Source organism: Modestobacter sp. VKM Ac-2977, from assembly GCF_026968045.1.
In the GTDB taxonomy this organism is placed as follows: domain Bacteria; phylum Actinomycetota; class Actinomycetes; order Mycobacteriales; family Geodermatophilaceae; genus Modestobacter.
Genome location: NZ_JAPVBQ010000004.1, coordinates 220,471 through 234,948, shown reverse-complemented (window position 1 = coordinate 234,948; position 14,478 = coordinate 220,471). Strand labels below are relative to the sequence as shown.

The following is a 14,478-nucleotide window of genomic DNA, read 5'->3' as shown; positions in this document are numbered from 1 at the left end:
GGGGTGCAGCGCTCCTGCGTGAGATGCCGCACGTGTCCCGGGTCACTGGGGCCTCGCGACCGGGGAGAACCGGCACCGTGCGGTCCGATCCACCGCCGGGCGTGGCGTCATCCGGTCGCGCCGGCGGTGACCAGCATCTCGGCGATCGAGTCGGCCACCGGCGCGTCCCCGGCGGCCTCGGCGCGCTGCCGTGCGGCCGCCACCCGGGCGATGTCGAGGGGGGAGGCGCCATCGTGGGTGGTGGCGTCCACGTCGGCCCCGGCGTCGAGCAGCAGCCGCACCACCGCCTGGGCATCGCCACCCGAGGCGGCGCCGGCGACGGCGGCGTGCAGGGGGGTGCGGCCGGTGGCCGGGTCACGGACGTCGGCGTCCGCGCCCGCCGTCAGCAGCGCCTGGACGACCGCCGGCGCACCGCGGGCGGCCGCCGCGTGCAGGGCCCGGTCGGGCGCCGCACCGCGGTCCAGCAGCACCTGGACCGTGCCGGGTCGGCCGCCGGCCGCCGCCCAGCTCAGCAGGTCGGTGTCGGTGGCCGGGTCGGTGAGCGGGACGCCGTCGTCCAGCGCCCGGGACAGCGTCTCGACCTCGCCCAGGAACGCCGCGGAGGCGGCGTCGACGGGTGCACCCGCCTCGCGGAGCACCTCCACCAGGTCCGGCGCGTGCAGCAGGGCCAGGTGCAGGGGAGAACGGCCGTCCTCGGTGCGGGCGGTCGGATCGGCCCCGGCCTCGACCAGTGCGGCGACCATGGGGGCCTGCCCGGCGAGCACGGCCAGGTGCAGCGCCGTCCAGCCGTCCGCGCCGTCCCGCTCGACGGCGGCCGACAACAGGTGCGGCTCCTCCTGCACGGCCGCCCGGACGGCGTCGAGCTCGCCGTCGGTGACCAGTCGCCCGAGCCGCTGGACGGTCATCCGACTGGTCACGCAGTGTCCTCCGGTGTCGCCTGGTGGGTGCGCACTCAGACCACGTCCCGGCGGACGGCCAGCAGCGTGCCGAGCAGAGCGGCGACGAGGCCGTAGCCCAGCAGCAGGAGCGCGCCCTGCCACTGCTCGAGCAGGTCCGGGCCCTCGAAGGTGGCCGTCATCGCCTCCAGCGCGCCACCGGGCAGCCACTTGTAGGCACCCGAGGTCGCCGGGATGCTCCGCAGCAGCGGTTCCACGACGAAGAGGTAGATCAGTGTGGCGACGATGGCGCCGACCTGGTTCTTCAGCAGCGCGCCCAGACCGACTCCGATCACCGTGTAGATGACCAGCGCGAGACCGGCGAAGGCGAGCACCTCGAGGTTGTCGCCGCCCAGCTCAGGGGCGCCACCGCGGGCGTTGCCGGCGATCAGCACCACCGCCACGGTCACGGCACAGACGACGACCGCGTAGAGGATCGCCACCAGGGCGTAGGCCAACAGCTTCGCGATCACCACCCGGCCACGTTGGGGGGTGGCCAGGAAGGTGGGCGTCGCGGTGCGGTGCCGGTACTCCTGGGTGATCCCGATGATCCCCAGGACCACCGAGATCACCGTCGCGTTCGTGGCGAGGGAGAAGGCCAGCTGCCCGTACTCGGGGGAGTCCAGCGGCGGGAGCCCGCTGTCCGGGTTGCCGGCGAAGGCGGTGAACAGTGCCGCGAAAGCGCCGGACAACACGCAGGCGCCGATCAGCAGCCAGATCCACACCCGGGTGCTGAAGAGCTTCGTCCACTCCGCGCGGACCAGTCGTGCCACGACGGTGCCCATCAGACGGCTCCCTGCTCGGCGTGGACGGCGGCGTACTGCTCAGAGCCGGCGGTGAGCCGGAAGTAGACCTCTTCCAGCCCGCTGGTGCGCGACCGCAGTTCGTGCAGCTCGATCCCGCCGGCGAACGCCCGCCGGCCGATCTCGTCGGTGCTGAGCCCGGTGACCGTGAGGCCGTCGGGGGTCGCGTCGGTCGGGGCCACCGTCGTCCCGTCGGCGCGCAGCAGGTCGGCCAGTGCGGTGCTCTGCGGGCTGCGCACCAGCACGCTGCCGGCGCTGCCGGAGCGCAGCTCCGCCAGGGTCCCCTGGCGGACGAGCTTGCCGGCGCCGACGATCACCACCCGGTCGGCGGTCTGCTCGACCTCGGACAGCAGGTGGCTGGAGACCAGCACCGTGCGGCCCTGGTCGTGGGCCAGGTGGCGGAGGAACCCGCGCAGCCACTGGATGCCCTCCGGGTCCAGGCCGTTGGCCGGCTCGTCGAGCACCAGCACGGCCGGGTCGCCCAGCAGTGCCGTGGCCAGCCCGAGGCGCTGGCGCATGCCCAGGGAGTAGCCCCCGGCCCGGCGTCGCCCGGCGGTGCCGAGCCCGACCAGGCCGAGCACCTCGTCGGCGCGGCCGACCGGCAGGCCGGTCGCGCGGCAGTACACCCGCAGGTGGTCGCGGCCGCTGCGGGCGGGGTGGAACGCCGTCTCCAGCACCGCGCCGACCTGGCGCATCGGCTCGGGCAGCCCCGGGTAGCCGACGCCGTTGAACGTGGTCGTGCCGGTGTCGGGCGTGATGAGGCCCAGCGCCATCCGCAGCGTGGTGGTCTTCCCCGCGCCGTTGGGCCCCAGGAAACCGGTCACCTGCCCCGGTTCGACGGTGAAGCTCAGGTCGTCGACTGCGCGTACCTTGCCGAACGTCTTCGTGAGGCCGTTCACCTCGACCCGGACGGGGTCGACGGCGGCCGATCTACCGCTGCTGATCTCGCCCTCCTCGTTCCGCCGGCGGGTCCGGCGCCGGGGCCATCCAAGCGCACCGGCACCCTCCGGCGCGAGGACTCTCTCGGCGGGAGGTGACACCTCGTCGGTCGTGGGTTCGGTAGGTTCCGCCGGGATGGGTGAGTTCGCACACCCACGGATGTCCCAGCAGCGCCGTGCACGCGGCCGACGAACGCCCGCCGAGGAGGTCCGGTGACCGTCTCTCGCAGCACCAGCGGCCGGCCGGCCGCTGCGCACCGCGCGGGCTGAGCGCTGCCGACGTCCGAACCGGGGCCCGCCGACGGTCCCGATCCCCGCGAGTCCCTGGAGCGGCTGCTGCTCGAGGGGCCACGCCGGTACACCCGTCGGCAGGTGGCCGAGTTGGCCGGCATGCCACCCGAGCGCACCCAGCGACTGTGGCGTGCCCTGGGCTTCGCCGACGTCCCCGAAGGTGACCCGGCGTTCACCGACGCCGACGTCACCGCCCTGGCCCGGCTGTCGGCGCTGATCGACTCGGGCTTCGTCGAGCCCGGCGCCGAGGCGTCCATCGCCCGCGCCATGGGGCAGTCGCTGTCCCGGCTGGCCGACTGGCAGACCGACATGCTGGCCACGCTGCTCACCGCCCCCGGCGGCCCGCCGGAGGACCGCGCGGCGGTGGAGGCCGACGCCGTCCGGTCCACCGAGCGGCTGCTGCCGCTCATGCGCGAGCTGCAGGACTACGTCTGGCGGCGACACCTGGCCGCCAACGCCGGGCGACTGTTCCTCGCCGCCCCGGGGACCGGGGACCGGCGGGAGCTGGCGGTCGGCTTCGCCGACCTGGTCGGCTACACCTCGCGCAGCCGCGGCATGGGCGGGCGGGAGCTGGGGGCGATGGTCGAGGACTTCGAGGGGCTGGCCGCCGACGTCATCGCCCGGTTCCGCGGCCGGGTGGTGAAGACGGTCGGCGACGGCGTGCTGTTCACCTGCGCCGACCCGGTGGACGCCGTGGAGATCGCGCTGCTGCTGCCCGAGGAGTGGACCGCCGCGGACCGTCCACCGCTGCGGGTGGGTGCTGCCCACGGGACGGTGCTCACCCGGCTCGGGGACGTCTACTCACCGGTGGTCAACCTGGCCAGCCGGCTCACCTCGCTGGCCCGGCCCTCGACCGTGCTGGTCGACGAGCAGCTGGCACGTGAGCTCCGCGGTGCCCGGGAGTACCGGGTCCGGCCGCTGCGCCGGGTGTCGGTGCGCGGCTACGACGACCTGCGCCCCTGGTTGGTCCGCCGGCGCAGCGCTGGCGACGAGGCGCCAGGGGTGACCGCGTTCGAGGAGCTGCTCGACGAGATCGCCGACGACGTCCTGGCGCTCCCCGGGGACGAGGAGCCGCCCGGCGGCGCCGGTCCGTTCGCCGACTGATCCCGGTCCGTGGCGGGCCCGCTCACCGGGCGTCCGGCCGGTGGGCGGCACCATGTGCGGGTGTCCGCCACGCTGCTCGCCCGTGGACTGGCCGCCGGTCACGGCGCCCGGGTCCTGTTCGCCGACCTCGACCTGGTCGTCGCCCCCGGCGACGTCGTCGGCCTGGTCGGGGTGAACGGTGCCGGCAAGTCCACTCTGTTGCAGACCCTGGCCGGGGTGCTGCCGGCCGAGTCCGGGGAGATCGCGCTCAGCCCCCCGTCGGCGACGGTCGGGTACCTCCCGCAGGAGACCGACCGGCGGCCGGGGGAGACCGTGCTCGACCTGCTGGCCCGCCGGACCGGGGTCGCCGCCGCCGAGCGGGCCATGGAGGAGGCCACCGAGGCGCTCACCGCGAGTGCCCCGGGCGCCGACGACCGGTACGGCGACGCCCTTGAGCGCTGGCTGGCCCTGGGGGGCGCCGACCTGGCCGAGCGGGCCGAGGCGGTGGTCGCCTCGGTGGCTCCCGGTGTGGCACTGGACGCGGCGACGGTCGGGCTCTCCGGCGGGCAGGCCGCCCGGGTCGGGCTGGCGTCGCTGCTGCTCAGCCGGTACGACGTCCTGCTGCTCGACGAGCCCACCAACGACCTCGACCTGGCCGGCCTGGAGCAGCTGGAGCGCTTCGTCGCAGGCCTGCGCACCGGGGTGGTGCTGGTCAGCCACGACCGTGAGTTCCTCGCCCGCACCGTCACCCGGGTGGTGGAGCTGGACCTGGCCCAGCAGCTGGTGCGGGTGCACGACGGCGGCTACGAGGCCTACCTGGTCGAGCGGGAGGTGGCCCGTCGGCACGCCCGCGAGGAGTTCGAGGAGTTCGCCGACACCAAGGCCTCGCTGGAGTCCCGGGCCCGGATGCAGCGCAACTGGATGGCCAAGGGCGTCCGCGACTCGATCAAGAAGTCCAAGGACGGCGACAAGCACATCAAGGCGGCCAACCGGTCCTCGTCGGAGAAGCAGGCCGCCAAGGCGAAGCAGACCGAGCGGCGGATCGAGCGACTCGATGTGGTCGAGGAGCCGCGCAAGGAGTGGGAGCTGCGGATGGAGATCGCCGCGGCTCCGCGGGCCGGCGCCGTGGTCGCCACGCTCCGGGGCGCCGTCGTCCGACGTGGTGGGTTCACCCTCGGGCCGGTGGACCTGCAGGTCGACTGGGGTGACCGGGTGGCGATCACCGGGGCCAACGGGTCGGGGAAGAGCACCCTGCTCGCCGCGCTGCTGGGCCGGTTGCCGCTGGACGAGGGGACGGCGGCGCTCGGTTCGGGGGTGCGACTGGGCGAGGTGGACCAGGTCCGGGGCAGCTTCCTGGGGGACGAGCCGCTGGCTGCGGCGTTCGGGGCGGAGGTGCCCGACCTGCCCGATGCCGAGGTGCGCACGCTGCTGGCCAAGTTCGGGCTGCGCACCGACCACGTGGTGCGGCCGGCCGGCACCCTGTCGCCGGGGGAGCGGACCCGCGCGGCGCTGGCGCTGCTGCAGGCCCGCGGGGTCAACGTGCTGGTGCTCGACGAGCCGACCAACCACCTGGACCTGCCGGCGATCGAGCAGCTGGAGCAGGCGCTGGCCGACTACACCGGCACGTTGCTCCTGGTCACCCACGACCGCCGGATGCTCGAGGCGGTGCACACCACCCGGCGGTTCGCGGTGGCCGACGGGCGGGTCCAGCAGGGCTGAACGGTCCGGGAACGACGCCGCCCGCCCGGGACGAGGTGTCCTGGGCGGGCGGGGAGTCGCGGTGCGAGCTGGGCTGGTGTGCCCCCGGCAGGATTCGAACCTGCGCCCCTGCCTCCGGAGGGCAGTGCTCTATCCCCTGAGCTACGGGGGCTCGTCCGCGTGTCGTGCTGTCCTGCGATCGTGCTGCGCTCTGCTCCCGCTCGGCGCCCGTGGGACGTTACCAGCCCACGGGTGCGTCACCGGCAGGGGCCCCGCCCTCCGCGGCGACCGGGTCAGGGTGCCGGGAGGGGCTCCCCGCCACGCGCCCGGAGCATCGCCGCCATGGTGGCCGTCTCGGCGTCCTGGGTCTCCGCGATCGAGCGGGCCAGCCGCTCCACGACGTCCACGTCGGAGTGCTCCCGGCCGTACTCGGCCATGGCCAGCCCGCCCTGGTGGTGCCGGATCATCAGCTGCAGGAACATCCGGTCGAACGCCGTCCCGGACAGCGAGCGCAGCTCGGCGAGCTCCGCCTCGGTCGCCATCCCCGGCATCAGCGCCGCGCCGGCCATCTCGTGGCCGGCCATGTCGTGTCCGGCCATCTCCCCGTCCGACATCCACGCCATGGTCTCCCCGCCGTTGAACGGCAGGTCCCACAGCGACAGCCAGCCCTGCATCCGGCCCAGCTGGTTGGTCTGGGTGGCGGAGATGTCGAAGGCCAGCTGGCGGATCTCCGGGTCCTCGGTCTCGGTGAGCGCCAGGTTCGCCATCTCCACCGCCTGCAGGTGGTGCCGGGACATGTCCCGGGAGAACCCGGCGGCCACCGAGTCGGTGGTGGGCTGCTCGTCGCGCCCCACGCCCAGTGCCACGGCCAGCCCCCCGCCGGCCACCAGGAGCCCGAGGGCGATCACCGCCACCAGGACGCCGGTCAGCCAGCCCCGGGGCCGGCCGGAGCTCGTCGTTGCGCGGCCGTCCTCGCTCGCGGGATCGGTCATGGGGTCCTCTCCGGTGGTGCGGCAGGTGCTGCGACGGGCGCGGGGTGGGTCAGGGGGCCGAGGTGGTCTCGGCCGCCGGGGTCGACGTCGTCGGCGCGTCGGTGGCCATGGCGTCGGAGCCCCGGCTGTTGTCGTCCTCCACCAGCGGGTCGGCGATGAACAGCGGGTTCTCGCAGCTCGCCCCGACCTCCGGGTAGAAGTCGGCGTTGTAGGTCATGAAGTCGGCGTACTGCTGCACCCGCACGTCGTCGGCGGAGTCGACGGCCAGCTGGTGGTTCCACGACTGCAGGCTGATCGGCGTGCCCAGCCCGACGTAGGGGGAGAGCATGAGCCCCGACGTGCCCTCGACCAGCTCCTCGAGCGTGGCGAGGTCGCCGTCGGCGATGAGCTCGGGGTCGTAGGTGATCCAGGTGGCGCCGTGTTCCATGGAGTGGACGGCGTTCTCGTGCCGGATGTCCACGTCGTAGACGGTGCCGGTGCAGTCGGCCCACTCACCGTCGTGCGGCCCGCCGACCGGCGGGGTCTCGGTGTAGCTCACCGGCGTGGTGACGTGCTCCTGGCCGGCGGCGTACTCGAAGGTCTCCAGGCCGCTGATCTGGCTGGCCTCGGTGACCCGGTTCGCGTTCGACTCGTTCACCTGGACCACGGCGTAGCCGATGATCGCCGCGGCGAAGACGACCACCGCGACGGCGGCGGCGATCAGGCCCCACGGCTTCTGCTGGGTGACCACGGTGGCCGGCGGACGGGTGCGCCCCCGACCGCCGGAGCCCTTGCCGGGCACCCGTGACCCCCCACGGGAAGCGCCGCTGGTCGCGCGGCCGTTCTCGGGCTTGGGGTCCTTGGCCACTGCCGCTCCTCGCTCGCTGTGCGTCGTGGGCCGCGCTGTCTCGCGAGCCAGCGCCAGCCCTCGTCCGTCCCGGGCTGATCCCGTCCGGCGGCTGCGAGTCTAGGTCGCGGACCTGTGTGGTCCCTGGCTGTCGGTGGCCCGGCGGAGGTGTCGCGGCCCACAGTCGGCGGGCAGGTCGGAACGGGGATGCCCGGCTCCGTACGATCGAACGGTGACACCCGAGCAGCTCAGCGACGTCGTCCGGTCCGCAGTCGCGGCGGCCGTGGAGCGCGGCGTGCTCTCCGTCGCCGTCCCCGACGAGGTCGTGATCGAGCGGCCGAAGAACCCCGAGCACGGTGACTACGCCACCAACGTGGCGCTCCGGCTGGCCAAGACCGCCGGCCGGCCGCCGCGCGAGGTCGCCGAGGTGCTCGCCGGCGAGCTGCGCGGCGTCGAGGGCGTCTCTGCGGTCGACGTCGCCGGTCCCGGCTTCCTCAACGTCACCCTGGCCAAGGACGCGCTGGGGCAGATCGCCGTCCGGGTGGTCGCCGCGGGGGAGGCCTACGGGCGCACGGAGGTGCTCGCCGGGCAGCGACTGAACCTGGAGTTCGTCTCGGCCAACCCGACCGGCCCGGTGCACATCGGCGGCACCCGGTGGGCCGCCGTCGGCGACGCCCTCGGCCGGCTGCTGACCGCCAGCGGTGCCCACGTCACCCGGGAGTACTACTTCAACGACGCCGGTGCGCAGATCGACCGGTTCGCGCTGAGCCTGCTGGCGGCGGCGCACGGGCGGCCGGTGCCGGAGGACGGCTACGCCGGCGACTACATCGGTGAGATCGCCGCCCAGGTGGTGGCCACCGAGCCCGGCGTGCTCGAGCTGTCCGAGGCCGACCAGCAGGAGCGGTTCCGGGTGCTCGGCGTCGACCTGATGTTCGCCGAGATCAAGCGGACGCTGGCCGACTTCGGCGTCGTCTTCGACGTCTACTTCAGCGAGCGCACGCTGCACGAGACCGGTGCGCTGGAGAAGGCGGTGGCCCGGCTGCGCGAGCAGGGGCACGTCTTCGAGGCCGACGGCGCCGTCTGGCTGCGGACGACGACCTTCGGGGACGACAAGGACCGGGTGCTGGTCAAGAGCGACGGCGAGACGACCTACTTCGCCGCCGACTGCGCCTACTACCTGGACAAGCGCGAGCGTGGCTTCGACAAGGTCGTGATCATGCTCGGCGCCGACCACCACGGCTACATCGGCCGGTACAAGGCGCTGGTCGCCGCACTCGGCGACGACCCGGACGTCAACCTGGAGATCCTGATCGGCCAGCTGGTGAACCTGGTCCGCGACGGCGAACCGCTGCGGATGAGCAAGCGGGCCGGCACGGTCGTCCTGCTGGAGGACCTGGTGGCCGCCGTCGGGGCCGACGCGGCCCGGTACGCGCTGGCCCGGGCCTCGGTCGACCAGCAGATCGACCTGGACCTGGACCTGTGGAGCCGGCAGACCAACGACAACCCGGTCTTCTACGTCCAGTACGCCCACGCCCGGATCTCCTCGCTGCTGCGCGGCGCGGCCGACCTCGGCCTGCCGCTGGGGGAGGCCGGCGACGTGGACACCGCGGCGCTGGCGCACCAGCGGGAGGGCGACCTGCTCCGGGCGCTGGGGGAGTTCCCCCGGGTGATCGCCTCGGCCGCGGAGCTGCGGGCCCCGCACCGGGTGGCCCGCTACCTGGAGGAGCTGGCCGGCACCTACCACCGCTTCTACGACTCCTGCCGGGTGCTGCCGCGCGGTGACGAGGAGGCCACGCCGGTGACCACCGCCCGGTTGTGGCTCTGCGCGGCGACCGCGACGGTGCTGCGCAACGGCCTGGCCGTCCTCGGCGTCTCCGCCCCGGAGCGGATGTGAGGGCGCACCCGGCCGGTCCCCTGCACGGGAACATCGCGCCGCCTCCCGCGGCCGGCCCGGCACCGACCGACCTGGGCGTGCTGGACCCGCAGGTCTGGCCGCGCTCGGCCCGGCGGGTCGACGGCGAGCTGGAGCTGGGTGGCCGCCGGGTGACCGACCTCGCCCGGCAGCACGGCACGCCGCTGTTCGTGCTGGACGAGGGCGACTTCCGCGGCCGCGCCGCCGACTTCGCCGACGCCTTCACCGACGCCGACGTGCACTACGCCTCCAAGGCGTTCCTCTGCGGGCAGGTGGCCCGCTGGATCGCCGACGACGGGCTGCACCTGGACGCCTGCAGCGGCAACGAGCTCGCGGTCGCGCTGGCCGCCGGTTTCCCGGCCGAGCGGATCGCGCTGCACGGCAACAACAAGTCGCTGGTCGAGCTGCAGCTCGCGGTCGACGCCGGGATCGGCCACGTGGTGCTCGACTCCTTCGACGAGATCGACCGGCTCGTGCCGCTCGGGGAGGCCCGGGTGGCCGCCGGTGGCGCGCCGGTGTCGGTGCTGATCCGGTCCACGGTGGGCATCGAGGCGCACACCCACGAGTTCATCGCCACCGCCCACGAGGACCAGAAGTTCGGCTTCTCGCTGGCCACCGGCGACGCGCTCACCGCGGCCGTCCGGGTGATCCGCGAGCCGGGGCTGCACCTGGCCGGGCTGCACAGCCACATCGGCTCGCAGATCTTCGACACGGCCGGCTTCGAGGCCGCCGCGCACCGGGTGGTCGGCCTGCTCGGCCAGGTGCACCAGGCCACCGGCGAGGTGCTCGGCGAGCTCAACCTCGGCGGCGGGTTCGGCATCGCCTACCTCGCCGAGGACGACCCGGTCAGCCCCGAGGACGTCGCGGTCAGGCTCCGGTCGGTCATCGCCGCCGAGTGCGCGGCCCTCGGGCTGCCGGTGCCGCGGCTGGCCGTCGAGCCGGGCCGCGCGATCGCCGGGCCGGGCACCGTCACGCTGTACGAGATCGGCACGATCAAGCCGGTGCGGCTCGGGGCCAGTGGCGCGCCGGGCACCCCGCTGGTGCGCAACTACGTGTCGGTCGACGGCGGGATGAGCGACAACATCCGCACCGCCCTCTACGACGCCAGCTACACCTGCGTGCTGGCCAACCGCAGCTCCGACGCCCCACCGGCGCTCTGCCGGGTGGTCGGTAAGCACTGCGAGAGCGGCGACGTGCTGGTCCGCGACCTGTGGCTGCCCTCCGACGTCCAGCCCGGCGACCTGCTGGCGGTGGCTGCCACCGGCGCCTACTGCTGGTCGATGGCGAGCAACTACAACTACCTGTTGAAGCCGCCGGTGGTCGCCGTGCGGGACGGGGTGGCGACCGAGATCGTGCGACGTCAGACACTGTCCGACGTGTTCGCCCTCGATGCCGTCCTCGCCGACGTGCCCGCCCCCAGCCCGGCGATCGACCAGCCGGCGCCCGAGCACGCCGCAGGAGCCCAGTCGTGAGCGATTCCCTGAAGGTGGCCCTGCTCGGCTGCGGCACGGTGGGCAGCGCCGTCCTGCGGCTGCTGTCCGAGCAGGCCGATGACCTGACCGCCCGGATCGGGCGCCGGGTGGAGGTCGCCGGGGTCGCCGTCCGCCGTCCCGACCGGCACCCCGAGGTGCCCGCCGAGCTGCTGACCACCGACGCCGAGGGGCTGGTCACCCGGCCCGACGTCGACCTGGTGGTCGAGGTGATCGGCGGCATCGAGCCCGCCCGCACGCTGCTGCTGGCCGCCATCGGCGCCGGGAAGTCGGTGGTCAGCGCCAACAAGGCACTGCTGGCCGACGACGGCGTCGCGCTGCACGCCGCGGCCGCCGAGGCCGGCGTCGACCTCTACTACGAGGCCGCGGTCGCCGGGGCGATCCCGCTGCTGCGCCCGCTGCGCGAGTCGCTGGCCGGTGACCAGCTCCGGCGGGTGGTCGGCATCGTCAACGGGACGACGAACTACATCCTGTCCCGCATGGTCGAGACCGGGGCCGGCTTCGGCGAGGCGCTGGCCGAGGCGACCGAGGCCGGGTACGCCGAGGCCGACCCGACCGCCGACGTCGACGGGTTCGACGCCGCCGCCAAGGCCGCGATCCTGGCTTCGCTGGCCTTCCACTCCCCGGTCACCGCCGCCGACGTGTACCGCGAGGGCATCTCCGCGGTGTCCGCGACCGACGTCGCCCGGGCCGCCGAGATCGGCTGCACGGTGAAGCTGCTGGCGATCTGCGAGCGGGTCGCGGGCAGTGACGGCGCCGACGACTCCGTCGCCGTCCGGGTGCACCCGGCGATGATCCCGACCACCCACCCGCTGGCGGCGGTGGGCGGGGCGTTCAACGCCGTCTTCGTCGAGGCCGAGGCGGCCGGTGAGCTGATGTTCTACGGCCAGGGCGCCGGCGGGCAGCCGACCGCCAGCGCGGTGCTCGGCGACCTGGTCGCGGTGGCCCGCAACCGGGTGGCCGGCGTCGCCGGGCCGGGGACGACGGGCTACGCCGGCCTGACCGTGCGGCCGATGGCCGACACCCCCACCCGGTACCACGTCAGCCTCGACGTCGCGGACAAGCCCGGCGTGCTGGCGACCGTCGCGCACGAGTTCGCCGCGCAGGGCGTCAGCATCGCCACCGTCCGCCAGGACGGGCACGGCGACGCCGCCACGCTGGTGATCGTGACCCACCGGGCCCCGGACGCGGCCCTGGCCACGACCGTCGCCCGGCTGCGGGAGATGTCGGCCGTCCGGGGCGTGACCAGCGTGCTGCGGGTGGAGGGGCTGTGAGCGGAGTGTTCCGCGGAGGCGAACGGGTGATGTGGTCATGAGCGCTGGACTCCCGACGGGGCTGCGCGCTCCCGTCTCGCCGTACTGGCCGGGCCTGATCGAGGCCTACCGGGACCGGTTGCCGGTGAGCGCCGCCACCCCGGTGGTGACGCTGCAGGAGGGCGCCACCCCGCTGCTGCCGGCACCGGAGCTGTCCCGCCGCACCGGCTGCGAGGTCTGGCTGAAGGTCGAGGGCGCCAACCCCACGGGGTCGTTCAAGGACCGCGGCATGACCATGGCCATCTCCAAGGCGGTGGAGGAGGGCGCGCAGGCGGTCATCTGTGCGTCCACCGGCAACACCAGCGCCAGCGCGGCGGCCTACGCCGCCCGCGCAGGGCTGGTCTGTGCGGTGCTCGTGCCGCAGGGGAAGATCGCCACCGGCAAGCTCGCCCAGGCGCTGGTGCACGGGGCGAAGCTGTTGCAGGTCGAGGGCAACTTCGACGACTGCCTGACCCTGGCCAGCAAGCTGGCGATCGACTACCCGGTCAGCCTGGTCAACAGCGTCAACCAGTACCGCATCGAGGGCCAGAAGACGGCGTCGTTCGAGATCGTCGACGTGCTCGGCGACGCCCCGGACGTGCATTGCCTGCCGGTCGGCAACGCCGGCAACATCACCGCCTACTGGCAGGGCTACCGCGAGTACGCGGCTGACGGCCCGGCCACCCACACCCCGGAGATGTGGGGCTTCCAGGCCGCCGGTGCGGCGCCGATCGTCACCGGCAGGGTGGTCGACCGGCCCGAGACCATCGCCACCGCCATCCGGATCGGCAACCCGGCGTCCTGGACGAAGGCGCTGGACGCCCGGGACACCTCCGGTGGCCGGATCGACGCCGTCACCGACCGGGCGATCCTCGCCGCCTACCGGCTGCTGGCCCGCAGCGAGGCGGTCTTCGTCGAGCCGGCGTCGGCCGCGTCGGTGGCCGGTCTGCTGCAGGTGGCCGAGGCCGGTGGCCTCGAGCCCGGCCAGCGGGTGGTCTGCACGGTCACCGGCAACGGCCTCAAGGACCCGGAGTGGGCCATCTCCGGTGCGCCGGCACCGGTCACCATCCCGGTCGACGCGGCCGCCGCCGCGGCGCAGCTGGGGCTCTGAGTGCAGCCCGCCGCGGTCCGGATCCGTGTCCCGGCGACGAGTGCGAACCTCGGTCCGGCCTACGACTGTGCCGGGTTGGCGCTGTCCTGCTGGGACTCCCTCGACGTCGCCGTCACCGACGGTGGGCTGACCGTCGAGGTGGCGGGGGCCGGCGCCGGTGAGCTGCCGACCGACGAGTCGCACCTGGTGGTGCGCGCGTTCCGGGCCGCCTCCGCCGAGCTGGGGTGGACGCCGGCGGGCCTGCGGTTGTCCGCGCGCAACACCATCCCGCAGGGGCGGGGGATGGGCTCCTCCGCCGCGGCGGTGACCGCCGGGGTCCTGGCGGCGTGGGCGCTGTGCCCCGACGTCGCCGAGGTCGACGCCGAGGCCGTGCTGCGGCTGTGCTCGGAGCTCGAGGGCCACCCGGACAACGTCGCCCCGTGCCTGCTCGGTGGGGCGACACTGTCCTGGACGACGGCCTCCGGCGCACGCGCCGCGCGGCTGGCCGTCGACCCGCGGATCGCCCCGGTGCTGTTCGTCCCGGCCACCACGCTGGCCACGCACCTGGCCCGGGGGCTGCTGCCCGAGACGGTGCCGCACGCCGACGCCGCCCACGCCGCCGGTCGCTCCGCACTCCTGGTGCACGCGCTCACCCGCGATCCGGCCCTGCTCCTCGAGGGCACCGAGGACCGGCTGCACCAGGCGCAGCGGGCGCCGGCCATGCCCGAGAGCGCCACCCTGCTGGCCCGGCTGCGGGCCGACGGGCACGCCGCCGTCGTCTCCGGCGCCGGTCCGTGCGTGCTGGCGCTGGCCGTGCTCGGTCCCGACGAGGACGCCGCCGCGCCGGCCGCTGCGGTGCAGGTGAGAGCCCTGCAGGAGGCGACGCCGGCGGGCTGGGAGTGCCGGCCGCTGCCCGTCGACCCCACCGGCGCCGTCGTCACCCCGTTGTCCGGTGATCACGATGCGGTATCGTCCGGGGCGCCTGGAACACACCCGTGACGGACTGTGTTGAAAGGTGTGTCGGCCTGTGTCTAGGCTGACGACGTAGCCGCCTCCGGGCGAGCCTCACGCGGGGCGTTGCAGACGGTCGACCCGTCGCCGCTGAACCCCTCGCAATCCACAGACCCG

Annotated in this window: 12 protein-coding genes and 1 tRNA gene; 7 read left to right on the top strand and 6 right to left on the bottom strand. The window is 74.4% G+C overall.

Translation table 11 applies throughout. The features are described from left to right. Positions 1–107: 107 nt before the first annotated feature. From O2V63_RS17710 to O2V63_RS17700, 3 genes are read right to left on the bottom strand one after another with little or no spacing between them, the layout of a single operon-like run. The gene (locus tag O2V63_RS17710; RefSeq protein WP_269168845.1) at positions 108–917 is read right to left on the bottom strand and encodes an ankyrin repeat domain-containing protein; all 810 of its coding nucleotides are present in this window, start codon (positions 915–917) and stop codon (positions 108–110) included. 35 nt (positions 918–952) lie between these two features. Beyond that, positions 953–1,720, bottom strand: coding sequence for an ABC transporter permease (locus tag O2V63_RS17705; RefSeq protein WP_269168844.1), 768 nt, complete (start codon positions 1,718–1,720; stop codon positions 953–955). Beyond that, positions 1,720–2,637: an ABC transporter ATP-binding protein gene (locus tag O2V63_RS17700; RefSeq protein WP_269168843.1), complete on the bottom strand. Its 918-nt coding sequence runs from the start codon at positions 2,635–2,637 to the stop codon at positions 1,720–1,722. The genes O2V63_RS17705 and O2V63_RS17700 overlap by 1 nt, the downstream gene beginning before the upstream one ends. Positions 2,638–2,949: 312 nt before the next feature. On the opposite strand from O2V63_RS17700, the gene O2V63_RS17695 reads away from it, so the two are divergent. Further along, complete coding sequence (locus O2V63_RS17695) at positions 2,950–4,071, top strand: adenylate/guanylate cyclase domain-containing protein (protein WP_269169141.1); 1,122 nt, start codon at positions 2,950–2,952, stop codon at positions 4,069–4,071. Positions 4,072–4,131: 60 nt separating this feature from the next. Continuing rightward, a complete protein-coding gene (locus tag O2V63_RS17690; protein WP_269168842.1) occupies positions 4,132–5,769 on the top strand; it encodes an ABC-F family ATP-binding cassette domain-containing protein in 1,638 nt (545 codons plus the stop codon). Between the two features lie 79 nt (positions 5,770–5,848). Here the strand turns inward: O2V63_RS17690 and O2V63_RS17685 are convergent. The 3 genes from O2V63_RS17685 to O2V63_RS17675 form a co-directional block, all read right to left on the bottom strand. Continuing rightward, positions 5,849–5,920, bottom strand: a tRNA-Arg gene (locus O2V63_RS17685). A 121-nt stretch (positions 5,921–6,041) separates the two neighbouring features. Continuing rightward, a complete protein-coding gene (locus tag O2V63_RS17680; protein ID WP_269168841.1) occupies positions 6,042–6,740 on the bottom strand; it encodes a DUF305 domain-containing protein in 699 nt (232 codons plus the stop codon). A 49-nt stretch (positions 6,741–6,789) separates the two neighbouring features. Next, on the bottom strand, positions 6,790–7,587 hold the full coding sequence (locus O2V63_RS17675; protein ID WP_269168840.1) for a DUF3105 domain-containing protein: 798 nt from the start codon (positions 7,585–7,587) through the stop codon (positions 6,790–6,792). A gap of 211 nt (positions 7,588–7,798) precedes the next feature. Between O2V63_RS17675 and argS the strand changes: the two genes are divergently transcribed. The 5 genes from argS (at position 7,799) to O2V63_RS17650 (ending at position 14,349) form a co-directional block, all read left to right on the top strand. After that, a complete protein-coding gene (gene argS, locus O2V63_RS17670; protein ID WP_269168839.1) occupies positions 7,799–9,460 on the top strand; it encodes an arginine--tRNA ligase in 1,662 nt (553 codons plus the stop codon). Further along, positions 9,457–10,950: a diaminopimelate decarboxylase gene (gene lysA / locus O2V63_RS17665; RefSeq protein ID WP_269168838.1), complete on the top strand. Its 1,494-nt coding sequence runs from the start codon at positions 9,457–9,459 to the stop codon at positions 10,948–10,950. Before argS ends, lysA begins: the two co-directional genes overlap by 4 nt. After that, positions 10,947–12,242, top strand: a complete 1,296-nt coding sequence (locus O2V63_RS17660) for a homoserine dehydrogenase (protein ID WP_269168837.1) — start codon at positions 10,947–10,949, stop codon at positions 12,240–12,242. Before lysA ends, O2V63_RS17660 begins: the two co-directional genes overlap by 4 nt. A gap of 37 nt (positions 12,243–12,279) precedes the next feature. Then, positions 12,280–13,371, top strand: a complete 1,092-nt coding sequence (gene thrC, locus O2V63_RS17655) for a threonine synthase (protein WP_269168836.1) — start codon at positions 12,280–12,282, stop codon at positions 13,369–13,371. Positions 13,372–13,446: 75 nt separating this feature from the next. Further along, positions 13,447–14,349 (top strand): homoserine kinase, encoded by a 903-nt coding sequence (locus O2V63_RS17650; RefSeq protein WP_442929040.1) that lies wholly within the window; start codon positions 13,447–13,449, stop codon positions 14,347–14,349. Positions 14,350–14,478 lie beyond the last annotated feature (129 nt).

Bases quoted from the DNA above. Each gene is read 5' to 3' on its own strand.
- O2V63_RS17705 (WP_269168844.1), bottom strand. From the start codon at position 1,720: ATGGGCACCGTCGTGGCACGACTGGTCCGCGCGGAGTGGACGAAGCTC.
- O2V63_RS17680 (WP_269168841.1), bottom strand. From the start codon at position 6,740: ATGACCGATCCCGCGAGCGAGGACGGCCGCGCAACGACGAGCTCCGGC.
- thrC (WP_269168836.1), top strand. From the start codon at position 12,280: ATGAGCGCTGGACTCCCGACGGGGCTGCGCGCTCCCGTCTCGCCGTAC.